Origin of the sequence: Agrobacterium burrii (assembly GCF_017313405.1) — a bacterium.
Lineage (GTDB): Bacteria > Pseudomonadota > Alphaproteobacteria > Rhizobiales > Rhizobiaceae > Agrobacterium > Agrobacterium burrii.
In genome coordinates, this window is record NZ_JAFLNA010000013.1 from 114610 (window position 1) to 138430 (window position 23821).

At 60.3% G+C, this 23821-nt stretch carries 24 protein-coding genes and 1 pseudogene; 10 read left to right on the forward strand and 15 right to left on the reverse strand.

What is annotated here, in order from left to right:
- The first annotated feature begins 51 nt into the window (after window positions 1–51).
- Window positions 52–369, forward strand: coding sequence for a DUF736 domain-containing protein (locus JZX89_RS21830; protein ID WP_041699416.1), 318 nt, complete (start codon window positions 52–54; stop codon window positions 367–369).
- Between the two features lie 91 nt (window positions 370–460).
- On the opposite strand, the gene JZX89_RS21835 is transcribed toward JZX89_RS21830, so the two are convergent.
- From JZX89_RS21835 to JZX89_RS21850, 4 genes are all read right to left on the reverse strand, one after another.
- A complete protein-coding gene (locus JZX89_RS21835) occupies window positions 461–1072 on the reverse strand; it encodes an ATPase (RefSeq protein WP_162936981.1) in 612 nt (203 codons plus the stop codon).
- Window positions 1053–1295, reverse strand: a complete 243-nt coding sequence (locus tag JZX89_RS21840) for a hypothetical protein (RefSeq protein ID WP_003524955.1) — start codon at window positions 1293–1295, stop codon at window positions 1053–1055. Before JZX89_RS21840 ends, JZX89_RS21835 begins: the two co-directional genes overlap by 20 nt.
- An 80-nt stretch (window positions 1296–1375) precedes the next feature.
- Window positions 1376–2782 carry a HEPN domain-containing protein gene (locus JZX89_RS21845; RefSeq protein WP_010974890.1) on the reverse strand — a complete coding sequence of 469 codons (1407 nt, stop codon included), beginning with the start codon at window positions 2780–2782 and terminating at the stop codon, window positions 1376–1378.
- 62 nt (window positions 2783–2844) lie between these two features.
- Window positions 2845–3696: a DUF4160 domain-containing protein gene (locus JZX89_RS21850; protein WP_045024638.1), complete on the reverse strand. Its 852-nt coding sequence runs from the start codon at window positions 3694–3696 to the stop codon at window positions 2845–2847.
- 131 nt (window positions 3697–3827) lie between these two features.
- Here JZX89_RS21850 and JZX89_RS21855 point away from each other — a divergent pair.
- The 3 genes and pseudogenes from JZX89_RS21855 (at window position 3828) to JZX89_RS21865 (ending at window position 5586) form a co-directional block, all read left to right on the forward strand.
- Window positions 3828–4312, forward strand: a pseudogene (locus tag JZX89_RS21855) (NUDIX hydrolase).
- A gap of 467 nt (window positions 4313–4779) precedes the next feature.
- On the forward strand, window positions 4780–5097 hold the full coding sequence (locus JZX89_RS21860; protein ID WP_045024646.1) for a DUF736 domain-containing protein: 318 nt from the start codon (window positions 4780–4782) through the stop codon (window positions 5095–5097).
- Between the two features lie 318 nt (window positions 5098–5415).
- Complete coding sequence (locus tag JZX89_RS21865) at window positions 5416–5586, forward strand: hypothetical protein (RefSeq protein WP_162936979.1); 171 nt, start codon at window positions 5416–5418, stop codon at window positions 5584–5586.
- A gap of 41 nt (window positions 5587–5627) precedes the next feature.
- Here JZX89_RS21865 and JZX89_RS21870 read toward each other — a convergent pair whose 3' ends face one another.
- Together JZX89_RS21870 and JZX89_RS21875 are read right to left on the reverse strand one after the other, a co-directional pair.
- The gene (locus tag JZX89_RS21870) at window positions 5628–5906 is read right to left on the reverse strand and encodes an HU family DNA-binding protein (RefSeq protein ID WP_010891541.1); all 279 of its coding nucleotides are present in this window, start codon (window positions 5904–5906) and stop codon (window positions 5628–5630) included.
- Between the two features lie 138 nt (window positions 5907–6044).
- Window positions 6045–6302: a WGR domain-containing protein gene (locus JZX89_RS21875; protein ID WP_010974892.1), complete on the reverse strand. Its 258-nt coding sequence runs from the start codon at window positions 6300–6302 to the stop codon at window positions 6045–6047.
- A 431-nt stretch (window positions 6303–6733) separates the two neighbouring features.
- Between JZX89_RS21875 and JZX89_RS21880 the strand changes: the two genes are divergently transcribed.
- Window positions 6734–7060: a hypothetical protein gene (locus tag JZX89_RS21880; protein WP_045025118.1), complete on the forward strand. Its 327-nt coding sequence runs from the start codon at window positions 6734–6736 to the stop codon at window positions 7058–7060.
- A gap of 377 nt (window positions 7061–7437) precedes the next feature.
- Here the strand turns inward: JZX89_RS21880 and JZX89_RS21885 are convergent, their stop codons facing one another.
- Genes JZX89_RS21885 through traC form a run of 4 tightly spaced genes read right to left on the reverse strand, consistent with a single transcriptional unit; the run spans window position 7438 to window position 10312 of the window.
- Window positions 7438–7839, reverse strand: coding sequence for a hypothetical protein (locus JZX89_RS21885; protein WP_045023315.1), 402 nt, complete (start codon window positions 7837–7839; stop codon window positions 7438–7440).
- 20 nt (window positions 7840–7859) lie between these two features.
- The gene (gene traG, locus JZX89_RS21890) at window positions 7860–9809 is read right to left on the reverse strand and encodes a Ti-type conjugative transfer system protein TraG (protein ID WP_045231723.1); all 1950 of its coding nucleotides are present in this window, start codon (window positions 9807–9809) and stop codon (window positions 7860–7862) included.
- Complete coding sequence (gene traD, locus JZX89_RS21895) at window positions 9796–10011, reverse strand: type IV conjugative transfer system coupling protein TraD (protein WP_045231722.1); 216 nt, start codon at window positions 10009–10011, stop codon at window positions 9796–9798. Before traD ends, traG begins: the two co-directional genes overlap by 14 nt.
- A 4-nt stretch (window positions 10012–10015) precedes the next feature.
- The gene (gene traC, locus JZX89_RS21900) at window positions 10016–10312 is read right to left on the reverse strand and encodes a conjugal transfer protein TraC (RefSeq protein WP_045023309.1); all 297 of its coding nucleotides are present in this window, start codon (window positions 10310–10312) and stop codon (window positions 10016–10018) included.
- Between the two features lie 256 nt (window positions 10313–10568).
- Here traC and traA point away from each other — a divergent pair, with 256 nt between their 5' ends.
- From traA to JZX89_RS21925, 5 genes are all read left to right on the forward strand, one after another.
- Window positions 10569–14153 (forward strand): Ti-type conjugative transfer relaxase TraA, encoded by a 3585-nt coding sequence (gene traA / locus JZX89_RS21905; protein ID WP_045231721.1) that lies wholly within the window; start codon window positions 10569–10571, stop codon window positions 14151–14153.
- Entirely contained in the window at window positions 14150–14680 is a 531-nt protein-coding gene (gene traF, locus JZX89_RS21910; RefSeq protein WP_045023305.1) for a conjugative transfer signal peptidase TraF, read from the forward strand. The genes traA and traF overlap by 4 nt, the downstream gene beginning before the upstream one ends.
- Window positions 14670–15866 carry a conjugal transfer protein TraB gene (locus JZX89_RS21915; RefSeq protein WP_045231720.1) on the forward strand — a complete coding sequence of 399 codons (1197 nt, stop codon included), beginning with the start codon at window positions 14670–14672 and terminating at the stop codon, window positions 15864–15866. Before traF ends, JZX89_RS21915 begins: the two co-directional genes overlap by 11 nt.
- A gap of 13 nt (window positions 15867–15879) precedes the next feature.
- On the forward strand, window positions 15880–16509 hold the full coding sequence (locus JZX89_RS21920; protein WP_045023302.1) for a TraH family protein: 630 nt from the start codon (window positions 15880–15882) through the stop codon (window positions 16507–16509).
- A 525-nt stretch (window positions 16510–17034) separates the two neighbouring features.
- Window positions 17035–17343, forward strand: coding sequence for a transcriptional repressor TraM (locus JZX89_RS21925; RefSeq protein ID WP_010891530.1), 309 nt, complete (start codon window positions 17035–17037; stop codon window positions 17341–17343).
- Between the two features lie 162 nt (window positions 17344–17505).
- On the opposite strand, the gene JZX89_RS21930 is transcribed toward JZX89_RS21925, so the two are convergent.
- From JZX89_RS21930 to JZX89_RS21950, 5 genes are all read right to left on the reverse strand, one after another.
- A complete protein-coding gene (locus JZX89_RS21930; protein ID WP_045231719.1) occupies window positions 17506–19245 on the reverse strand; it encodes a methyl-accepting chemotaxis protein in 1740 nt (579 codons plus the stop codon).
- A 155-nt stretch (window positions 19246–19400) separates the two neighbouring features.
- Window positions 19401–19676, reverse strand: coding sequence for a hypothetical protein (locus tag JZX89_RS21935; RefSeq protein ID WP_233278959.1), 276 nt, complete (start codon window positions 19674–19676; stop codon window positions 19401–19403).
- Between the two features lie 29 nt (window positions 19677–19705).
- A complete protein-coding gene (gene traR, locus JZX89_RS21940; protein ID WP_045023300.1) occupies window positions 19706–20410 on the reverse strand; it encodes an autoinducer-binding transcriptional regulator TraR in 705 nt (234 codons plus the stop codon).
- A 217-nt stretch (window positions 20411–20627) separates the two neighbouring features.
- Window positions 20628–22085, reverse strand: a complete 1458-nt coding sequence (gene gtfA, locus JZX89_RS21945; RefSeq protein WP_045023299.1) for a sucrose phosphorylase — start codon at window positions 22083–22085, stop codon at window positions 20628–20630.
- Window positions 22086–22136: 51 nt separating this feature from the next.
- Window positions 22137–23789 (reverse strand): Na/Pi cotransporter family protein, encoded by a 1653-nt coding sequence (locus JZX89_RS21950; protein WP_045231718.1) that lies wholly within the window; start codon window positions 23787–23789, stop codon window positions 22137–22139.
- Window positions 23790–23821 lie beyond the last annotated feature (32 nt).

Sequence of the window (23821 nt, forward strand, 5' to 3'; positions counted from 1 at the left end):
ATCGAGGACGCGATGGGCGCGGCCCGAGCAAACCGGAAAAGGAACACGACAATGGCAGTCATCGGCGAATTCACCACCAACGGCAACAACTCCATCATCGGCAACGTGCGCACGCTCACCGTCAGCATGAAGGCCCGCCTGAACCCCATCGAGCGCGTCTCGCGCGACGCTCCGGACTTCCGCATCACCGCCGGCAACGGCGTCGAGGTCGGCGCGGGTTGGAACAAGGTCTCCAACGACGGCGAGCCCTTCATCTCCGTCAAGCTCGACGACCCGAGCTTCAATGCCCCGATCACCGCAGCCCTTTGGCCGGGCGAGAAGGAAGGCGAATACGCCCTCATCTGGAACCGCCCGAAGCGGGAGGCCTGAGCACCCAGAGGAGCTCCGCTCGACAAGGCGGGGCTCTTTTTCGTCTTTTTCTCACATGGTGAAGCCGGAGGTGGGCATCGAGCCCATTTCATCACTCGGTCGCGATGGATTTCACAGCTGAAGCGACGACGGCGAGAGCATTCTCATCAAGGCCGATCACACCATCCTGTTTTTCGCCGATCAGCTTGGGCGTCGCACCGCTATTGTCCCAAATCCAGGCTCTGTCAGCTCGTTCGAGAAACCACGGAAGTTGATCGAGCGATCTTGCGTAACGGGCACGCACTTTATCAGCCGGAACGTCGTGTCCACCCTTCGCAACGCGAAGTTTGATACGTTCGATCGACCGCTCCGGGCTGTCCAAAACGGTGTAGAAAAGCCAGATGGCAAATCCCACGGCTTCAGCCGCCTCAACCAGACGGCGGTACTTATCCGTCGATAAAACGGTCTCTACCCCGATCGTCTTATGAACGGATATCGATGACTGAATCCAGGCCTCAATGCGCTGAACAGCAACCAAGTTGGCTTCCGGAAGTGGTTTGTTTTCTACCTCACTGATCCGGCCGGCGAGAAGATCGGGGTTGACGATCCATACGGAGCGCCCTTCCAACTCGAGATCCGCATTTGCGTAGACGCTGCTCTTACCGGATCCGTTCGGGCCAGCAACAATCAGAAAGACGGGCTGCTCAAGCTTTTTCAGGCGCACGATCGACAACGCCAGTCACGGCCTTATTATCACGGCGGGCCTTGGCGACATTCCTGCTGAAGACATAGGTAAGATCTTGCCCGAAAGTTTGGCTTTTTGCGTCGATCGTCCGCACAGTGACGAACTGCCCGCTGCTCGAATCCCGAACCCGTTTCTCCGTAACCGCTTTGCCACGCACTCCGGACTTAGGGCCATTAAGCTTTTTGACGACGACTTTTGCCATGTCTGCTCCAATTTTTCACCTTAATATAGCAAGCATCATAGAGCACGAAAAGACCAGTCCTCCTAATGCGTACTCTCGATTCATCCGGTGTCGCCGAGCAGGTTGCGAACAGGATCGCTGTTCGGTAGCCGACCGCTTGGGAGGCGAGAGACGAGACTGCAGAAGCATCGCGCAAACGCTGCCTGAGCACGTTCTACGTTCGCGGCTTGGCCAAGTTCCCCCGTGTGAACGATGCTGCCGCGGGCGTGGTAGAGTTCAATGATACTTTGCTGATAGGAGGAAACGCGGGGAACGCCTTTCATGCAAATTCCAGCCCGGCGCTTGATGCGTTCCGCCACGCCTGGCTGATAGTGGTCGGTGAGCAACGTTTCGAACGCCACCGCAAGAGCGACAATCGCCTCCGACTCGTTGGCATGTGAACCGAATGACTGTCGGAACCAGTCGAGCGCGGTGACGATGCGCTTGTAGAACCTCGCCTCCATCTTTGAGCCGGCCGTGAGATGGACGTGCCGGAAATATCCCTGCTCGACAGTCTTGAGCGCAGCCACGATTTGTCTTTCGAAACGCTTCATCGTGTTCGTCTCCATCGCCTCTGTCGAGACTACGGCGGCGACATCCGACAGTCTCGCGAGATCCAGCGCCGACACGTTCATGGGGACGCGCCGGGTGGCAATCTTTCCAGAGCGTCGACCTTCCCCGATCAGATAGTGGCGGATGTCGAGTGTTTCCCAGTTGTTGACGTGAGCGGACGAGCTGAATTTGTCGATCGAGCCGTCCCGCTCGACCGACAGCGCGTGAAGCATCAGTAGCGCGGACGCAGCCGACCGGATCTTGAGAGTGTAGACAAACTGGTTTTCATACATGTCTCCCGTGTGCGATGTCAGCTTGACGAGCAGCAACGGGTTAGTTTTAAGCCATTGCGCAGCATGCGAGAAATGTTCGATGTCGCCTCGCTCTATACGTTGCCGTATGCCCAACCCGCGTGCCATTTCGATCAGGCGGTCATGTGCCCGCGCGACTGAATTGGTCTGGGCGCTGACGGCAAACCCGGCCGCACGAAACAGGATGTGGCTTTTCAGTCCCGAATTCCTCCAGGGCAGCATCTCCATCTTCATGCCGAAGCTGGTTAGCGGATAAAGGACGAACCCGGGACGCTCGACTCCGGCCGAAGCGAGATCACTCAGCATTTTTCCGGGAACGCCACCCCCACCTTGCTTAGCGCATGCGAGAACATGCTCATCCAAGAGAGACGTACCGACATAAATTTCCTTTGACCACAGCGATCGGGCGATAGCCGCGCGAATATTTACGATATGGTGTTCGATTGCGCCCCGTTCACTGTCGCTGAGTTTCTTCTCATCCGTAACCAGATGATCGATCGAGTTGAACAGATTGAGCTGATTGTGTTTGCTGGCAAGGAAGGCGTCGGACTGGTTGACCGACTTTGACTGCGGAGTGACGACCGTGGCGATTGAGGGATGGCGCAACTGCTCACCATGATGGAGTTTGGACAGAGAAGGTTAATCGAAGCGGCAAAAATCGCCGAATTTTACGAGTAGCTGATGAGCTGCGTCCGGCTTTTCTGCCAGGCCTCGTTGAGATCCAAACGATGCCGTTCAATCCAGGCTACAATCTCCTCCTCGTACGGGCCGGCGCTACCTTCAAGTCGCCGGAGGGTGTCGAGGTTGAAAGCCACGTTGATTCCTCCGCCACGAACGACAACGTTTGCCGGCATCGCGAGATCAGCACAGGTTACGACAGCACTTGCACGGTCATACCCGTGTCGCGACGCGACAACCTCGCGCAATTCCTCCAAGGCCGCTTTCCCTGCCGAATAAATTCCCACGTTCTCAAGCTCGTGGCGGCCGTGAAGTTCGAAGTCATACGGGATGTAGCCGTCCTCCGTCCGGTATAATACTTCTTCAAATTCCTTAGGATCGATGGGCCGGAACGAGAGATACCAGGTCTCTTCTTTCGTCGCTGTCATCAACATCACTCTTTCCAGCTCCGAAGCGTTCAGACCCGCCACGGACTCGACGCAGGAAAGGCCCATGAACTTCGCGAACCTCGGACCGTCGTTTTTCCGGGACCAGGCAGAATAGTTGAAAAGCTTGCGGTCCCGCGTCGGAATTTTGACCTTAATTCTGATGCGCGTCTTATCGGCCGTCCACACACGCCCCTGGCGAAGCTTCGTTTGCTCGACTTTTTCAACATAAGAACGGTGCACTGGATCGAGTTGTTCTCCCGTCGTCAGTCCGTGCCCCTCGTGCCTTTCATCGGTCGTCAGCCATACGACGTCGCGCAATGGCTCTCCGGACCGCCTGGTGACGTGACCCTGGTTGAGCTGAGATGCCAAAATTCCCTCGGCAAGGGAAACAGAAGTATGATGAAAAAGGATCATTGTTATTCCGGGAGACAAATGACTGGAAGTTGCAAACTGCTATAGACCATCGAAATGCGAATGTTTACCCCTGATGGATTGATGTCGCTTAGGTCTGCCGGAAACTATGTGAGTGAAGGGAAGCGCAGCAGATGGCTGAAATTCCGATCCGATTTTTGCCGTATCCGTCGTACTTCTTCGCAGCGTCGCCGCTGGACCCGAGGTACTGCTTTTACGCCGGAATCGCACGCTGATCGGCGAGTGGTGCCAGATTGCCGGTGGAATTGAAGAGGGGGAGAAAGCATGGGAAGCAGCGCTGCGCGAAGTTCGTGAAGAAACCGGCCTGACTTGTGGTCAGCTCTATTCGGCAGACATATGTGAGCAGTTCTATGAGGCGGATCGCGACGCAATCAGCATGCTGCCGGTCTTCGTTGGTTTCGTGGATGCTGGGGCAACTGTTGTCATCAATCACGAACATAGCGAATTTCGATGGGTGCCGTTCGAAACGGCCTTGGGGATGGTGCCTTTTGCGGGTCAACGCCATGTGCTGAAGCATGTGCAGGCCGAGTTCGTACAGCGACAGCCGGTTCGACACCTCCTTATCTATTCGACGCGTGGAGCAATGCGATGTTCATGACGTCGAGTCAGAGCCGTCTCGGCATCGCTCGACTGTCGAACGACAGGTAGTTCAGACGCACCCATCGGCGATGGCGTCGAAGGAACGGCAGGTCCGCAGCCGTGACGTGGTGTGAGCAGGGTGCCGAAAACGATTGTGCCAGCGGCGTGCTGGTAGTGAGTTCAACGATTGGTTTCTCGGCATGTCGTGCGCAATCCGGTTCTGGCTGGCCACACCCACGCAGACCTCGATGGATCTGGTGTGACCGAAGGACGCCTTCGTCTCGATCGCCTTGGCCGCAACGGCCATACGCGACTTTCTTCCCCTGCAAACAGGTTTGCATTCCTCGCGGGCCAAGAAAGCCGCTCCCGGCCGTCCTCCACTTCGTTCCGGCCGCCAGCGGTGCGACGTCGATCGCCGTCGGTCTTAACACCGTCATCGAGGACGCGATGGGCGCGGCCCGAGCAAACCGGAAAAGGAGCACGACAATGGCAGTCATCGGCGAATTCAACACCAACGGCAACAACTCCATCATCGGCAACGTGCGCACGCTCACAGTCAGCATGAAGGCCCGCCTGAACCCCATCGAGCGCGTCTCGCGCGACGCTCCGGACTTCCGCATCACCGCCGGCAACGGCGTCGAGGTCGGCGCGGGTTGGAACAAGGTCTCCAACGATGGCGAGCCCTTCATCTCCGTCAAGCTCGACGACCCCAGCTTCAATGCCCCGATCACAGCAGCCCTTTGGCCGGGCGAGAAGGAAGGCGAATACGCCCTCATCTGGAACCGCCCGAAGCGGGAGGCCTGATCACCGCAACGAGCTCCGCCGAAAGGCGGGGCTCTTTTCGTGTCGCGAGGGAGAGCCGGGCGCAGGCATCGAGCCTGCTTCCGGCTTTTCCGGTGCCATACGAGGAGTTGTGGGCTGCTCAGTTCGTCCAAGGGTGCCATGGCGAAACGAAGGCGTCCAGCACGAGCGGCGCCTCCAATTTGCTCCTTCCGCCTATGGCGGCTCCCGCAAATCGGTTCCTCCCCTCGCCGCCTCCGGCGGTCGCGTCCCGCGATGCTGGACCCCTCCGCTCCGCCATGACGCGCGGCGTCGTCTTTCACAAACGTCAAGGAGACGACGATGACGATTTCTCTCGAAATTCAGCGCGAAGAGCTTCGGGCCGAATTCAGGAATGCCTGCGATCCGGCCGAGCGCCGCCGGATTGCGGCGGAGCTGGAGATGGTACAGGCGGAGCTTGCAACGATCGAGGCCGAACAGGACGGACGCATCAGCGCGGAGCCTCCTTTCTAGGAGGCTTCCATCATGCTGCCGTTTCCGGCGGCGTGGTCGCTTCAGCCGTTCAGTGCGTCCTTGACCGCTTTGCCGGGCGTAAAGGTCAGCTTCTTCGATGCCGCGATCTTGATCGTAGCACCCGTCGCCGGATTGCGTCCCTCGCGCTCCGGAGTGTCCTTCAGCTTGAACTTTCCAAATGATGGGATCGACGTTTCTGCGCCAGCAAGCGCCGCGTCGGTGATCTGCTTGAAGACGCTCTCGACGATCGTCTTGGCCTGCGCCTTGGTCAGGCTCTGTTCGGCTGCGATCTTGTCGGCGATTTCGTTGGTCGTGGTCATATTGGACATTCCTCATGTTGTTTCGGTCCCTCAGCTTTGGCAATGAAGATGTGGCGAAGAAAGGGGCAGAAAGGCAGGAATCCCCGGAAGGAGCGCGTAAGCCACAGGAAATGCAGCAATGCGGTCGATTGAAACCGGCTATTCGGTGTTGCCCGCGTCCCGATAGCCACGTCGTCTCTTCGTTCGTTCGAGACAGGAGAGTGCTGTGTTCGCATCATCCGGATGATCGAAGGTCTGCATCATCGTCTGGCCGCCCGATCCGATCCGGCCCCAGTTGCGGATGACCGAAGCCCCGCCGAACAGTGTCGGCTGGATCGCCAGAATGTAGAAGCGTCGCATGTTCTGCGCCGTCTCGATGCGGTGAAGATGAACCGGGCATGTCTCCTTGTCTTCCATGCCCTCATTGTCGCTATCTCGGCAAGCAGCGTCCAACGAGTTATCTGAATCGATCCGGTGTCACCGATTCATCGCCGTGATGATTTCAGACAGGGAACTGGGCGAGGCGGCTTCAACGCATGGCTCTATGCGCAAGCGCACCGAACCCGCAAGCGGTTTCGGCCATCCGGTTGCGATCCTCTCGCGGCCGGTTCTACCGGCAGACGGACGCGCCCTGCAGGCGCGGGTCTCTCTTCTCTCTGACTTTGTATTTTGCACCCGCCACTCCGGCGTCAAGGACGTCGTAGCACCTCCAATTTGCAGCCGCCGTCCGCGACGGCTCTTGCAAATCGGCTCCTCCACTCGCCGCCTCCGGCGGTCGCAATGCGATCCCTGACCCCTCGCGTCTACGGCGCAGCCTCCTTGCGTCAGAAAGACGAAAGGAGATTGTCATGACAGAGCAGAAAATCAAATACATCGATGGTGGCAGCCCGGAATACTGGCGTCAGCGGGAAGAGGGTTTTCGGTTGATTCGAGAAGCCGAGCGTGCACATGACCGCGTCACGCGCGCGCCAATGTACATCTCAGGCGCCTATGACGATGACGGCGACGTCATCCCTGTCGAAAACCTCGGTCCATGGGATGCGATGGACGCGGCGATCAGTGCTATCGAGGCGAACGAAACGGCCGTCGATATTCTGGTTGCCCAGCGACGAACCGAGATTGGCGACTGGCGCATCGACACGGTGATCCGTGAACTCAACGTTAGCCCCGATTAATGTCGAGGACGAAAGGTGGTGGTGCCACCTTTCGTCCGTATCCCTGTCTGCGAGCCTCGTCAGCCGGATCGACCGGCCGGCATGGCTAACGAAAGGGGGGCTGCGCCGCCCCTCTCGCCGCTCACCCCATGAGGGAAGGGCAAGCCCCTCCCTCAAACACCCTCCCATGGGGAAAGGGGACGGTTCCCTCCACCCTTTCCCCAAACCCCTATCCCTCTCCCGGGTGCGGCCTGCGGCCGGCTTAAAGCTCCGGGAGATCGGCGTCGCTCATTGGTGATTTTATGCACCGGTGATAGCCTCTCCCCCTGAATTCAGCAGCTTGTCGCAGTGTGCCGGATACAGGTCCCGTACGGCATCCGGGGACGCGCTTTCGGACGTCATGCGATGGACGGCTTCGCATCGCTGGCAGCGGCCCCCTCCTTCTCTTCCTCCCGCTTTCGTTTTCCGGTTGTGGACCGAATCCGGTTCAGCACCGGTGGCAGAAACGGAACATCTTCCCAGGCGACATCGCCTTCGAAGAGCATCTCTCTGTTTCTGTTGCGCCAGGCCACCTCTTCTCTCGTCACAAATGGCGGCGCGATCTCCGTGAACGCCGCCAGTGGCCCAAGCACCAGAGCGCAGAAAAGGCCAACCGTCTTCACGATCGTATCGCCGATCGCTGGCAGAATGGCCATGCTGACGATCGCCCCGGCGCCGAGAAACGGAATGGCGATGATGAACGCCACCCAGGTCATCAACGGCCCCATCAACGAGTACCAGTCTTTTCTCCAATGCATCATGCGCGCTTCCTTTCGTTCTGTCAGGGTGTGGAAGGTTCCGGCCCCTTGGCCGGCGCATCGCCTTGATGGAACCTGTTCTTGCCGACGATCCTCGTCATCTCGTCGCGGCGGAACCAGATGGCGCGGCCGCATCTGAGCGGCGCGTTGCCAGCCGTGAACACGATCTGCTCGTCGGTCCGCATGCGCATCACCTCATGCGGCAGGATCAGCCGCCGGTTCGAAAGCTGCTTCGACCGCGAGCGCGACGATCCCTTCATTCCGGTCGACCGGTTCGTCTGGTCGACCTCGATCGTCGTGTCGCCGCATCGCTTCGAGATGTAGTCGGCCGTGTCGGGATCGTTGATCGCCGCGAACGAGATCCATGACGCCGACTCGAACCATTTGCTCGTGGCGTCCCGACCGCCATAGGCCTCGCGCATCTGCCCGAGGCTCTGGAAGATCAGCGTCAGCGTGATGCCGTATTTGCGACCGGCATCGCGCGCTGTCTCGAGGATGCGCAGATAGCCGAGACGGGCCACCTCGTCGAGCAGGAACAGCGTCCTGCCCTCGACCTCGCCGTTGCGATTATAGATCGCGTTCAGGAACGCGCCGATCACGACGCGGGCAAGGCCCGGATGTGCCTCCAGCACTTTCAGGTCGAGTGCGATGAAGATGTCCGTCTCGCCCTTGGCGAGATCGTCCGTCGAGAAGCTGTCGCCGGACACCAGGGCGGCATAGTTCGGATAGGAGAGCCAGTGCGTTTCCTTGACGGCGTTGGCATAGACGCCGGAGAACGTCTCCGGCGTCATGTTGACGAACACCGCGACGTTCTCCCGGACGAATTCGGATTCGGACTGCTCGTAAATCCGCGTCAGCCGCTCGCGCAGTTTCGGTTCAGGCTCCGAGAGATTGGCGCGCACCCGGCGCAGCGTCTGGTCCTGTTCGTCCGTATGCCCTGACAGGCACACGTCTGCGATCAACGCGGTCAACAGCTGCATGGCGGAAGCCCGGAAGAAGTCGTCGCGGGCGGACGCAGTCCGCGCGTTGTCGGTCATGATCCAGGTCGCGACCGACACGATATCCTCCTCCTTCGTTCCGCCGAACCGCCCGATCCAGTCGAGCGCGTTGAAGCCGATGGCGGGCGTGGCGGGATCGAGCACGATCACTTTTCGGCCGGCCTTGCGCCGGTGTTCCGAGACCATCGGCGCCACCTCGCTCGACGGGTCCAGAACCACAAGCCCGCCACCCCATTTGAGCGCCGTCGGGATCGTCAACGATGTCGTCTTGAAACCGCCGGAGCCGGCAAAGACGATGCCGTGCGACGAGCCGAACGAGCCGTCGAAGCAGAGCAGCGGGGACTTGCCGCCCGCGCCCCATGTCTCGCGCTGATCGGCGCGGAACGACATGCCCGCCACACTGTCGCGATCGACGCGATAGCGTTCTCCGATGACGATGCCGCCCGCATCGGGAAACAGTCTTCCCGCTTCGACCACGCCCATCCAGTCCGCCTCGCCATGCACGGCCCGCTTGCCGCGGACACGGCGCGGCGCCGGACTGGCAAATGCAGCCTTGCCCTTGATGACGACGCGAAGTGCGAAGACGCCGGCGAGGAATGGGCCGGCCGCACCGAGCGCTGTCGCCGGGTCCGTGTAGGCGAGGACGGACTGGTCCGTGGGGACGCTTCCGGCGATGCCGGAAAGACGAGCCGCCTCGCGGATCATCGCGATGATAATCGCCGCGACGTTTCCGCTGACGACGCTCCATCCAGCCGTCTTTATGTTGGCGGCACCGTTGGCCGCGAACAGGAACATCGTACCTATCGCAGCCGCTGCGATGTAGGGCAGGGCGATGCCGAACCGCCCGAGCATCAGCTTCGCCTGCGCCGTCCTTCCGAACGCCGCCAGCCAGTGCTCGATCCCCGGCATCAGGATCACCGCGGCGATCATCGTCGTGGCGGGGACGACGGCGAGGAGAATTCTATTCGCCGTCACGACCAAAGGCCTCCGCCCCTATCGTGGTGAGGCGCGATCGCTCGGCATCGTCGCCCTTGATGCGGCGACCTGCATCGATCAGCATGCCGAGCAGCAGTGCCCGTTTCTCGTAGCGCAGCCCGGCCTTGACGATCAGGCCACCCAGCTCGATCTTCTCGCGGGTGTCCTTCTTTCGGGCGTCGGTCGATGAGGTCCGGTGCATCCGCTCAAGCCTCGCCACGGCTGCCCGCATCCGAGCCAGATGCGAGCGTCGCGCCCGGCTCGCCGGCGGTCCGGCCGTCATCGGCATTTTTCCTTCCGGATGTCCCTGCCTTACCTCCGCGAAAGCGCCCGGCGATGTCCTCGAACGCTGCCTGGAGTTCGGCCTCCTCGATCTCGATCTCGCCAAGACCGGCCTTCAGCGCGACGCGGCCGATGCGCTCGGCCTCCCGCGTCTCCGCCTGTCTGAGCTGGTCCTGAAGGCGGGCGATTTCTTCACGTATCTTCGATGACGGTTTCTTCATTCCGGTCGGATCTCCCTGGAAGTCTCGCGGTGATGTTCTCGCCGCCAGACTTCCTCAAAAGCACGTCCGAAGGAACGTGCAGATTTGCACGTCGGCAAAGCCGACACTTTGGAAGATGATCCCGCCGTTCCGAAGGAGCGGATCCAAGGGCGCAATTATACGTCGCTGGCGCGACGCGTTGCTCAATGACCCTGGCGGGGCCGCTATTCGCGACGAGCAGCTTGTTTCGACCGATTGACCGGGAGTATTCGCCGCCGTGGCCATCGCCCACTTCTCAGCCAGCATCGTCAGCCGCGGCGACGGCCGCAGCGCGGTGCTGTCGGCGGCCTACCGGCACTGTGCGAAGATGCACTACGAGCGTGAGGCGCGCACCATCGACTACACCCGCAAGGTTGGGCTCCTTCACGAAGAGTTCCTTTTGCCGGACCATGCGCCGAAATGGGTCCGGATGCTGATCGCCGACCGCTCTGTCGCCGGCGCTTCGGAGGCCTTCTGGAACAGGGTCGAGGCTTTCGAGAAGCGGATCGACGCCCAGCTCGCCAAGGACCTGACGGTGGCGCTGCCGCTGGAGCTCACAGCCGAGCAGAATATCGCGCTCGTCCGTGACTTCGTGGAAAAGCACATTCTCTCCAGAGGGATGGTTGCCGACTGGGTTTATCACGACAATCCCGGCAATCCGCACATCCACCTGATGACGACACTGCGGCCGCTGACCGAATACGGTTTTGGCGCGAAGAAGGTCGCGGTGATCGGCGAGGAGGGCGAACCTCTGCGGACGAAAGCCGGGAAGATCGTCTATGAGCTATGGGCCGGCGGAACGGACGACTTCAACGCGTTTCGCGACGCCTGGTTCGAACGGATGAACCATCACCTGGCGCTCAACGGCATCAATTTGCGCGTCGACGGGCGATCCTACGAGAAGCAGGGTATCGATCTGGTGCCGACCATTCATCTCGGCGTCGGCGCCAAGGCGATCGAGCGTAAGGCCGAAGGGGAGGGACGCAAAGCCGAGCTCGAACGCCTTGAGCTCAACGAGGAGCGGCGCGAGGAAAATGCCCGCCGCATCCGGGAGAATCCCGAACTCGTGCTGGATCTCATCACCCGCGAGAAGAGCGTCTTCGACGAGCGCGATGTCGCCAAAATCCTGCATCGCTATATCGACGATGCGGGCCTGTTCCGCAACATGATGGCGCGCATCATGCAGAGTGGGCAAGTGCTGCGGCTGGAGCGCGAGCGGATCTCGTTGGCAACCGGCAAGCGCGAGCCGTCGAAGTTCACGACGCACGAGCTGATCCGCCTCGAAGCGACGATGGCCCGGAGCGCGATGTGGCTTGACCGACGCTCCTCGCATGGTATCGGCAAGGCCGTTCTCGACGCGACCTTCGCGCGCCACGACCGGCTGTCGCAGGAACAGCGGACAGCGCTTGCGCATATCGCCGGCGCCAATCGCATAGCCGCCGTCGTTGGCCGTGCCGGAGCGGGCAAGACCACAATGATGAAAGCGGCCCGCGAGACATGGGAAGCCGCCGGATATCGCGTCGTGGGCGCAGCGCTTGCTGGCAAGGCGGCGGAGGGTCTGGAGAAAGAGGCCGGCATCATCGCGCGCACGCTGTCGTCGTGGGAACTACGCTGGCAGCAGGAGCGTGACCGCCTCGACGACAGGACCGTCATGGTGCTGGATGAGGCGGGCATGGTGTCGTCGCGGCAGATGGCGATGCTTGTCCAGGCAGCGACCGAGGCCGGGGCCAAGCTGGTGCTGGTCGGTGATCCCGATCAGCTCCAGCCGATCGAAGCGGGCGCCGCATTCCGCGCGATCACCGACCGCATCGGCTATGCCGAACTTGGCACGATCTATCGTCAGCGCGAGGCGTGGATGCGTCGCGCCTCGGTCGATCTTGCCCACCGTCAAGTCGGGTCGGCGCTCGCAGCCTATGACCGCGCGAACCTGATCCATTCGCACTGGTCGAAGGACGAGGCCATAGCCTCGCTGATCGAAGACTGGAACCGCGACTACGATCCGGCGAGGTCTTCTCTCATTCTCGCCCATCGACGACTCGACGTGCGCGCACTCAACGAACTCGCCCGCGAAAGGCTGGTCGGGCGCGGTCTCGTCGGCGAGGGCTTCGCCTTCCGGACAGAAGAGGGCGAGCGTCGCTTCGACGCCGGCGACCGGATCGTCTTCCTGAAGAACGAGGGATCGCTCGGCGTCAAGAACGGCATGCTGGCGAAGGTGGTCGAAGCCGCACCCGGCAGGTTTGTCGCCGAGATTGGCGAAGGGGAGGATCGCCGCCAGGTGACGGTCGATCAGCATCTCTACGCCAATGTCGATCATGGCTATGCGACCACCATCCACAAATCGCAGGGCGCGACGGTCGACGTCGTCAGGGTGCTCGCCTCCGGCACGATGGACCGCCATCTGACCTATGTCGCGCTCACCCGTCATCGTGATGCAGCCCGGCTCTATGTCGGCATGAACGAGTTCACCAACCGCGGCGGCGTTCTCGTCGATCACGGAGAGGCTCCCTACGAGAACAAGCCCGAGAACCACGACAGCTATTTCGTCACGCTCGAAACCGGCGAGGGGAAGCAGAACACCATCTGGGGCGTCGACCTGAAGCGCGCGATGGCAGAGGCGGCGCCTCAGATCGGCGACCGCATCGGCCTCGACCACAAGGGTTCCGAAATGGTCCGTCTTCCCGACGGCAAGAAGGTCAAGCGCCATACCTGGAAGGTCGTCGACATCCGCGAGCTGGCGCTGTCGCGGATGACGGAACGCATGTCGCGCGACGCAGCGAAGGAAACGACGCTCGACTACGAGAACGCCAGCTTCTATCGCGCGGCACTCCGCTTCGCCGACACGCATGGCCTGCGCCTCATGAACGTCGCCCGGACCATGATGCGCGACCGGCTCGACTGGACGGTCCGGCAGAAACAGCGGCTTGCCCGTCTCGGAAGCCGGCTGCTCGCCATCGGCGGCAAGCTCGGTCTCGTTTCCAGCACTCAGCAGCAACAATCGCTTTCCAGCAACATGAAGGAGGTCAGGCCGATGGTTGCCGGCATCACCATTCATCCGAAATCCCTCGACCAGGCGGTCGAGGACAAGCTCGCCGCCGATCCCGGTCTGAAGAAGCAATGGGAGGAAGTCTCCTCCCGTTTTCATCTGATCTACGCCCAGCCCGAAGCCGCCTTCCGCGCGGTCGATGTCGACGCGGCGTTGAAGGATCCGGCGACTGCGAAATCCACGCTCGCGAAGATCGCGAACGAGCCGGAGAGTTTTGGAGCGCTCAAAGGCAAGACCGGCCTGTTCGCCAGCCGCGTGGAGAAGGAGGACCGCGATATTGCACACGTCAATGCGCCGGCGCTTTCGCGTGACCTCGAACGTTATCTTCAGATGCGAACGAACGCCATGCAGCGCCTTGAAACGGAGGAGAGGGCAATCCGGCATCGCGTCTCGATCGACATTCCGGCACTGTCGCCGTCCGCCCGCACGGTGCTCGAACGGGTGCGCGATGCGATCGACCGCAACGACCTTCCCGCAGCACTCGGATATGCGGTCAGCGACAAGGAGGCCAAGCTCGAAATCGACGGATTCAACAAGGCTGTATCGGAACGCTTCGGTGAACGCAGCCTGCTGCCGAACGCCGCGCGCGAACCGTCCGGGCGGCTGTTCGAGCAGCTCGCCAAGGGGCTCCAGCCCCAAGAGAAGGAGCACCTGGCCGAGGCATGGCCGGTGATGCGCACCGCCCAGCAACTCGCTGCCCACGAGCGCACCGCCGCGACCTTGAGGCAGGTCGAGGACCTGCGGCTATCGCAGCGCCAGACACCGGTGATCAAGCAATGACGCCGCGCCGGGCGATCATCCTGATCCGTGCCTCTGTGACCGTCATTCTCTGCGAATCGGTCGTCGCCGCGGTCGGCGGCTATCGCCTGAACCTAACACCAAGCGAGCCGCTCGGGCTCTGGCGCATCGAGGCATTGAACCGCTCCCCTGAGGTCGGGGATCTGGTGTTCATCTGCCCGCCGTCGAACGCGCCGTTCATCGAGGCGCTAGAGCGCGGATATCTCCACCGCGGGCTTTGCAGGGGCGGTTTTGCGCCGCTGATCAAGACCATTGTCGCTCTTCCCGGCGACCGGGTCGAGATCGCCGGCGAGGTCATCATCGACGGCCGCCCGGTACCCGCATCCGCTGTGCGGGCGACGGATGGTGCCGGCAGGGCGATCCATCCCTATCCCGGCGGCGTCGTGCCACCCGGCCATCTCTTTCTTCACTCATCCTTTGCGAGCTCCTATGATTCACGATATTTTGGGCCGATCCCGGCATCCGGCCTTCTCGGTCAGGCGCGGCCGGTGTTCACGTTTGACCCGTGACCGCTGGCGTGTGGCGCTCCTGATCCTGCTTTCGATCGCCGTCGGAGCGGTCGGCTGGAGCGGCGAGGCCCTCCTTCTTCCGACAGCCATGCTCTTTCCGTTGCTATGGGCGCAATCTCCATCACGACTGGTTGCGGGCGCGGTGTCTGCCGGGTACTTCCTCACCGCCTCGCGCGGCCTGCCGCAGGGTGTGGCGAACTTCTACGCCGCCGATTTCTGGCCCGGCCTCCTGCTATGGCTGGCGGCCTCGGCCGGCTTTGTCGCCGTGCATGCGGCGTTCTGGCCCGCGCGCTTGCAAAAGAGGCTCCCGGGAAGGGGCGCTCTGGGTTGGGGAAAGCCGGTGCGCTACCTTGCGGCCGCGGTGCTGATGGGGCTGCCGCCCTTCGGCATCACCGGGTGGGCGCATCCACTGACCGCAGCGGGCATTCTGTTTCCCGGCTTTGGATGGTGGGGGCTGGGTGCGACCACAGCCGGCCTCGCGATGATGACATCGCGATACTGGCCGGCTGCTGCCATTGCCCTGGGAGGCTTCTGGTTCTGGTCCGCCGCTACGTGGACGCAACCTGTCCTACCGGATGGATGGAAAGGCGTCGACCTCGAACAGGGTCAAACGCTTGGACGTGATGGTTCGCTTGACCATCACCGTGACCTGATCGCAACGGTGCGCGCGGCGGCAGGAGCGGAAACCCGTGTCATCGTTCTTCCCGAAAGCGCCCTCGGCTTATGGACCCCGACTGTCGCACGGCTTTGGCAGGCGGGCTTGCGAGGGGCGGACGTCACCGTGATCGCCGGCGCGGCCGTCATCGATCCGGGCGGCTACGACAACGTCATGGTGACGGTCTCGGAGGGTGAAGCACGGATCCTCTATCGCGAGCGCATGCCGATCCCGGTATCGATGTGGCAGCCATGGTTGCAATGGACCGGGCAGGGCGGTGGCGCTCAAGCGCATTTCTTCGCCAACCCGGCCGTGGATCTCGCTGGCACGAGGATCGCGCCGCTGATCTGCTACGAGCAGCTCATCGTCTGGCCCATACTGCACTCGATGCTGTTTTCCCCCGCCGCCATCGTCGCCACGGGCAACGGATGGTGGACCGAGGGAACGTCGATCGTCGCCATCCAACAAGCAGGCGTGATCGCCTGGGCGAAACTCTTCGGGCGACCCGTCGTCACGGCTTTCAACACATAAGGAGACTTTCGCGATGGTCGATTCCGCCCTCATCAAGGAATGCAGCGATCCCGGCCTGAAGCCCGCGATCGTCGAAGAGTTCATCGAACGGGCAGGGGCGCCGGACCCGCTCGCGGTCACTGTCCGCTCCGGCAACCGCATCGTTCTGGTGCCGAAGCCGACAACGCCGGACGAAGCGCTCGCATTGATACGCCAGAACCTCGGCCGCAATATCGTTCGCGTCGGCTTGACGCAGTATCCCGCCGGCCTCGGTATCGTCGAGGCGGGCCAGTTGAAGCCGGACCTGATCGAGCCTTGCGAAAACATCAAGATGGGCACGGCCCTGTTCGCCAAAGTCTATCGTATCGTCACCAAATGGTACGGTAACCCTCCCGAAAGCGAGGTCCTTCCGCAGGTTTTTGAAGACGCGATCATCGCATGGCAAACGGGGTATTTCGAGGGGACAGCGGTGTTCCGGGCAGCCGATCCGGGCGACGTGAAGCTGCCAGAGCCGGATCCAGGGGTGGAAGCGGAAACGTCCGAAGCCGGTAGTGACAAGATGAAGGGCGGCAACGTCGATACTGCACTCGAGGCGGAACCAGCTGACCCGAACAAGGCCGGTATTCGGATCGACCTTTCCGGCATCGGCGCGCGCGGGAAGTGAGGAACAGGTTCCTCGCGTCTGCGTGGATGAACGCGGGCCAGGAGGGAAAAATCGCTCGGTCCGTGGGCCAAGCGAATCGCACTTAATGAGACCATGGCGGAAAACAACTAAGTGTCGTCACGCTTCAACAATGCATTCTATCCCTGGTCGCAAGTCGCGTTGATTTCTTCTTCGAAAGCATAGGCCTTGAGGTATTTTGTGCCTTGCATCGAGATGGGCATGTGAAGATTTGCACCGTCGTTCTGTCGATCGGCGCTGGCATCTCTTTGGAATGGCTCTTATAAGGGGCATGACGCAGTACGCGCTGTGTTGCGGCTTAGAATCCGCAGATGAACGGTTGGCGCTGACCGAAACGGTGCCAGGAACCCTCTGACCTTGTGGCCGGGGGCCTGTGACTCATGTCCAGGCGCCTCGGTGCTAAAGGTCTCAGGGCCGATTCATCTCGGATTCTAACCCCCGGCTAGGGTTCAAAGGGTTCAACGTCGGCGGGGGCGCACCGCAGACAAAACCAGGGTTAGGTCAGGAATGGAATCGGAAGATGCAACATTGACGAAAAAAGTTGAGCTCCGGCCACTGGTCGGCTTAACTCGTGGACTACACCCGGCTGACCTCGAGAAACTGACCATAGACGCAATCCGTGCACATCGGCGACTTGTCGAAAAGGCCGACGAACTTTTCCAGGCCCTGCCGGAAAGCTATAAGTCGGGAAAGGAAGTCGGAGGCCCACAGCATCTGTGTTACATCGAGGCCAGTATCGAGATGCACGCGCAGATGAGCGCTGTCAGCACGCTAATCAGCATTCTTGGCTATATCCCGAACGCCTCCGTGAACTGAACCGGCTTCCGTTTGTCTCATGGCGAATTTTTATAGCGGGCTATGATGTCATATCGGTCCTGAACTATTGCGGCAGCTCAGACCCGCTATCTTCATCGGAGGCAAGGCGGCGTGACACGAGCTCCTCCGTTCGGTCTCTTTGATACCGACCGCGGTGGAACCCTACGCAGCGAAGACCTGGGCAGCGCGGCTCGACGGTTTGGCGACTGGCGCGACGGATGGCCGATGAACCTGGCCAGCAAACGCTTGCGTTCGGCCGGTGTCATCGAACCTGAAATGCTCCAGCAGCTCGAATAGCGCGGCGGCCTCGCGAGCAAGGCTGTGGCTGGCCGCCGTCTGCTCCTCGACCATCGCGGCGTTTTGTTGCGTTCCCTGATCGACGCTGTTCACGGCCTTGTTGATCTCACCGAGAGCGTTCGACTGCTCGCGTGCCGCTTCGACAATCGCGACGACATTCGTGTTGATGTCGTGGACCTGGGTCGCGATTTCCTGCAGCGCGGAACCGGCTTTCGTGACAAGCGATACCCCGCTCTGGACCTGGCTACCCGACGCGGTGATCAGCGTCTTGATTTCCTTGGCGGCCTTGGCCGATCGCTGCGCGAGCTCGCGGACTTCCTGCGCGACGACCGCGAATCCCTTGCCCGCTTCGCCGGCACGGGCCGCTTCGACACCGGCATTCAGCGCCAGGAGGTTGGTCTGGAACGCGATCTCATCGATGACACCGATGATGTTGGAGATCTCGCGAGAGGACGTTTCGATCTGATCCATGGCGCCGATCGCGTCGCGCACCACCTGCCCGGAATGCTCTGCATGTTCGCGGGTGCGTGCAACGAGTTGGCCAGCCTCCTCCGCCCGACGACTGGAATCCTTGACCGTTGTGGTGATTTCCTCGAGCGCAGCGGCGGTCTCCTCGACCGAGGCGGCTTGTTGCTCGGTGCGTTTTGCCAGCTCGTCGGCGGCGGTCCGAATCTCGCTGGATCCCGCGGAGATCGCCCTGGCGTTGTCGGCGACAGTCGCCATCGCGCGCTTCAGCTTGTCGGAGGCGGCGTTGAAATCGGTGCGCAAACGTTCGAGCGAGGGGATGAACGGTTTTTCGATTTGCTGCGCCAGGTCACCGTCCGCCAGACTGTTCAGGCAGCCCGCGAGCTGTTCGACGTTTTCGACCCGGGCCGTCACGTCGGTCGCGAATTTCACGACTTTGAAGACTCTGCCGTTCATATCGAAAATCGGATTGTATGAGGCCTGGATAAAGACCTTGCGACCACCCTTGCCGAGCCGCATGAACTCGTCCGCCATCAAATCCCCGCCTGCAAGCATCTTCCAGAAATTCCGATAGTCGGGCGACGCGGTATAGGATGGTTCGCAGAACATCGAATGGTGTTTGCCCTGGATCTCGCTCAGAGAATATCCGAGGGCGGACAGGAAATTCTCGTTGGCGGTCAGGACGTCGCCGGTCGGCGTGAACTCGATAATCGCCTGCGCCCGCGACAAAGCCTCGATCTTGCCGGCATCTTCTGCAACTTTCAGCTTCTGGGCGGTGATGTCGGTGGCGATCTTGACAACCTTGACCGGCTTGCCACGGCGCATGACAGGGTTATAGGACGCCTCGATCCAGACTTCCTTGCCGCCCTTGCCGATGCGCTTATATTGCTGCTGGTCGAAGTTGCCGGCGGCGAGTTTCGCCCAGAACGCCTTATAGTCTGCCGATTTCACAAATGCCGGTTCAACGAACATGCTGTGATGTTTGCCGATAATTTCTGATAGCTCATAGCCAAGCGCCCGGCAGAAATTGTCGTTGGCAGTGAGTATCCTGCCGGACAGATCGAATTCGATCATGGCCTGAGACTTAGAGAGGGCAGCAAGTACCGCGCATGCATTGGCACCACGATTGAGAATATTCACTAGGCGACCTCCCAAGGATACTTACCGGACCGAAGGTCGCGGCAGAGCGCGAATAGTTGCATACGATGTTTAATCTTCATTTAAACATGGAACTGGCATCCATCAATTATGCCCGCTTAAAGCGCTCGAAGAGAAGGAGGAGATTGTATCAACAATCATGTGCCGCTCGATAAGGGCTTCCATGTTGCGATTGAGCAAAGACAGCAGCAGGTCTTTTGTGACGGCCCGGGTCTCGCTTTTTCGAGATAGAGCGGACGCCACGTGAGGTCGAGATCCTGGCTTAGGTCTTCGTGCAACTTGACTATCTCCTGCCGGGCCGCTTCCAGGCTATCGAAAAACTGAACGGTGGTGTGCCCGTGCAGCCAGTGCGCCTGGTCATCGGCAGTCGCCTGAGAATAGGTGTAGAACGTATAGGAAGTTACTGACATCATTCCTCTCCCCTGGTTTGTCTGTCACGTTTTCAGATCAGCTTTCTTCTGATTGCGAGGGCGGTGAGATGGGCCTTACTGCGAACGTCGAAGCGCTTCATGGCCTCGCGGAGCTTGACACGGACGCTGTTGTACTTGACGCCCTCCACGTCTGCGACTTCCTCCATCGTCATGCCGACGGCGATCCATCTGAGATAGGTCGCCTCTTTCGGATCGAGCCAGGCGGCATCTTCCACTGTCGGAGTGGTCTGAAGGAAAGAGATGCGGGCGTGGAGCTGCCCGACGGCGCCCGCGGCTGCGACCGCGTCGATCTCACGGTCGAGGTCGATCGCCGGCCTTTCCGACGCCAGCGTGAACATCGACATCGATCCGTTGGCGGTCTTGATCGGAATGGTGATGCCGGAGCGGATGCCGAAATCGGCCGCATGCGCGTAGAAGGCACGCTCTTCCTTCGATAGCCGCGATCGTTCCTGTTCGCCGGACCAGGCAAAGACGTGCTTCCTGGATTTCGCGCGCTTGACGACCGGATCGAGCTTGTCGAAGTTGTTCTCGAAGTAAGCCGATCGCCAGTCACGATGATAATTGGTGACCGCGATGGTGTGTTTGTGCTGGATATGGAGATAGGCATAGCCGGTGAAGCCGAAATGTTCGGCAAGGTCGGCAAGGCCATCCTTCAGGATGCACTCGTCGCCCTGAATTGCGGCAAGATCGGTCAACTTGTCCAGCCAGTGCTGCATTCCATACCCCCATATGCTGGTGTGCGATGCCTACTCTAACGTTTGCTCCCAGCAGCCGACCGCCGGGCTGAATCTGCTTTCATCCTCTTTTACCCAGACAACTCAGGCTGAGCCGAAGCATTTTTCCACGAGGCATACATGCTCCAACGCTTCACGAATATCCGTACTATCCCCCTGTACATGCTATCGAGCCGGGGAAGCGGCACTTGCGTGCAGTTCACTCGACGATCTGCATCTCGCTCTGACCAGATGCGGCAATGCTCGCCTTGCGGTCGGCAAATGAGATCTTCAATTCAGCAAAAGCATCGCCGTGTTGCCATGAAAGCACCAACGCTCCGGCATCAGCAATGGTGGCCTTGAGCGCTCCACCGAAGGCGGGATGGGTGTTCCTGAAACGGATCAGATTTGAAAGGCGATGGAAGAGCGGCGTCTCAAGGGCCGTACCGATTTCGTCGTTGCCGTAATAGTGCCGGTTAATGTCACGCCCCACGCCCGTTTTGGCGAGCAGGTCCATATCGTTTACACCGCCCAATAAACCGACATAATAGACTTGCGGAATTCCTGGAGCAAAAAACTGAATTGCCCGAGCGATGAGATAATCATTATCGTTGCGACCAAGCGCGTCATAGTAGGTGCAGTTTACCTGATAAAGGTCCAGATTCGATGCAGCGGCCCCCGTCGCCTGGCGGCTCTGGCCATCCGATCGCCTATGGATCTCTTCCACAAGATTGTCGATCGCCTGGGGTTCGAGGAGGCCCGCCCGGCCGTCGCTATGGGCACCGACATCTATAACGCCGATCCCGTCATGGGTGTCGAGAACGGTGATCGCGTTACGGGGGCTTATTGCCAGCCACTTTGCCAGCGGCGTGGCGTCTCCCGTAAACAATGCATGCAAGATGAGCGGTGGTAGTGCGAAATCATAGACCCGGTCGACCTTCTTCGCGATCTCGATTTGGTCACGATGATAACTATGAATCTCAACCAGAACCTCCATGCCGCGGTTGCGGGCCTTTCCAGCCACTTCTTCGAGGAATGCGTAGGTATCGTCGATCATGAAGCAACTGCTGCCCGCTTTCTTGATCGCGTATCCCGCGGCGTCGAGGCGGATCGCCGTCACATTCGCCTCCGAAAAGCGATCGAGGATCGTTTCGAGATAGGTTGTGCCTTTGGCGCTGTGGACATCGATGTCGATCTGCTCCGGTGTGAAGGTTGTCCAGAGCATCCGCTGAGTACCATCAGCCAGGGTCACCTTCGAAAACGGTAAACCGGGGCGCGGTCGATAGATCCTCAGAAGGTCTTCTTCGGTGGCGCCATCGGGAAATACCTTATCGAACGTCATGAACATGTCGGCAAATTCGGACGCCGAACCCTTGGCAATGAAGTCCGTGAATGCGCCGGATTGCGATGAGACATGGTTGACGATAAGATCGGCCATGATTTCCACGGATCCCGACAAAGCCCGCACATCCTCCCAGTCGCCGAGGCGCGGATCGACGATCGTGTGATCTGTTGGATCGAATCCGGCATCAGCGCCATCGATCGGATTGAAGAAAGGCAAGACATGGACGCCGCCGAACAGGCCAGCGAACTTGCCATCGACCAGTTCCTTCAATTGCCTGAAACCACCTCTGGTCAGGCGGTCAACATAGGTGATAAACTGCACTTTGTTTTGCATTTCAATTTCCAGTATGTGTCGTCTTACGAGGACGAGTTGATTTTCTTTCACTCAGTCTGCAGAGCCGCCCGCGATGAGACGGCTCTCGCCCAGTAATCCTTGCTCGTCCATGATCGGGTGAGCAACCGAGACGATATGCGCGTTGATCCGCTTGAGATCACGCAAGATGTCGAGGTGAAGCGAGCTGGTTTGAAGGCTGTCGGTGCGCCCGTCGCGCAGACGTTCCAGGTGGCGCTCGGAAGACTGTTTTTCCATGTGCCGGACTTCGACTTTCCGCTCCATGAGCTGACGCGCGAGATTGATGTCCCGGGTGATAAGGATTGTTTGTGCGATCCGGAGATTATCGACGGTGAGCTGGAAGAGTTGTGTTAGTTCGGAGAAGCCGTCATCAGAGAATTTCAAACCGTGGGCGATCTTCTTCGTGACCTCGGGCAGCAGACCTTTCTCGACAATATCCCCGATATGTTCGAGGTTGATGGCGTAGTCGATGATGACGATCGAGCGGCGGCCTTCGTCTTCCGACAGTCCAGTACGGCCGAGTTTCGATAAGTAGACCTTGACCTCCTGCTGTAACCGGTCGACCTGGCGCTCAAGCTGCGCAATATCCTTCAATCTCGCGGCATTGTTCTGCTGGAACGCGTCCGACACTCTCAAGAGCATTCTTTCGATCAGGTCTCCAACGCCAAGCACTTCGCGTGCAGCACTCGTCAGTGCTACGACTGGTGTTGATAGCTCATCCGGATCGAGGAATTTCGGTGTGTTGTCAGCCTGTTCGGACGCGGGGATGAGGACCCCCATCCACCGTGCAAGAAGGCGGGAAAACGGCATGGCCAGGAGAGCCAGGCCGATATTTAACGCGAGATGCGCGTCCACGGGAAGTTTGGACGCTGGGACCGGCAACATCGAAAGCCAGCTGGCCAAAATATCGGCCACTGGCAGGATCAGCAGGCAGCCGATTGCCCGGACAATCAGATTGCCTAGTGTGACCCGCCTGGCCGCCGCCGATGCTGATAACGACGCGATCACCGGAGGTATTGCGCCACCGAAATTGGCTCCAAGAACCAGCGCTACGACAAGCCCGCCAGAGAGGATTCCGGTGGAGGTCAACGACAAAATCAGAACGACCGCAGCCAAGCTTGAAGATGAAGCGAATGCGATGGCCGCGGAAAAGATCATCGCGACCGGCCAGGCGTTTTCAAGCAGGCCGATAAACGCTGCGAGCGCCGGCGAATGGCGAAGCGGCTCGGTCGCGTTGCTGAGTAGGTGTAGTGACAGCAGCATCAGCGCGATACCGAGCAACGCTGTTCCGGCGCCCTGCCTGGAGGTCGAACCGCCTCGATAGAGAATGATGCCGATGAAGAGTAGGGCAGGGGACACCCATTCGATGCCCGTTGCGACGATCCAGGCGGTGACCGCCGTTCCGACATTGGCGCCGAGGAGGACGACCTGCGCCATGCGAGGCTTGATAAGCTCTCGTTCCACAAACGAGGAGACCATCAGCGCCGTCGCTGTAGAACTCTGAAGCGCGACTGTGGCGACGAACCCTGATAGAAACGACCGGGCGCTGCTTTTCGTGCCGGAGGCGAGGCCCGTTCGCAATCTGGCCCCAAGCGCACGGGAGGCTCCGTCCTTCACCTGGGCCAGGCCGAACAGCAGCAACGCGACGGCGCCGCAGAGATTTATGAGAACGATTATCGATTCCAAGTCGCGCCTCTCGCTAATTCTGTTGGAAGTAA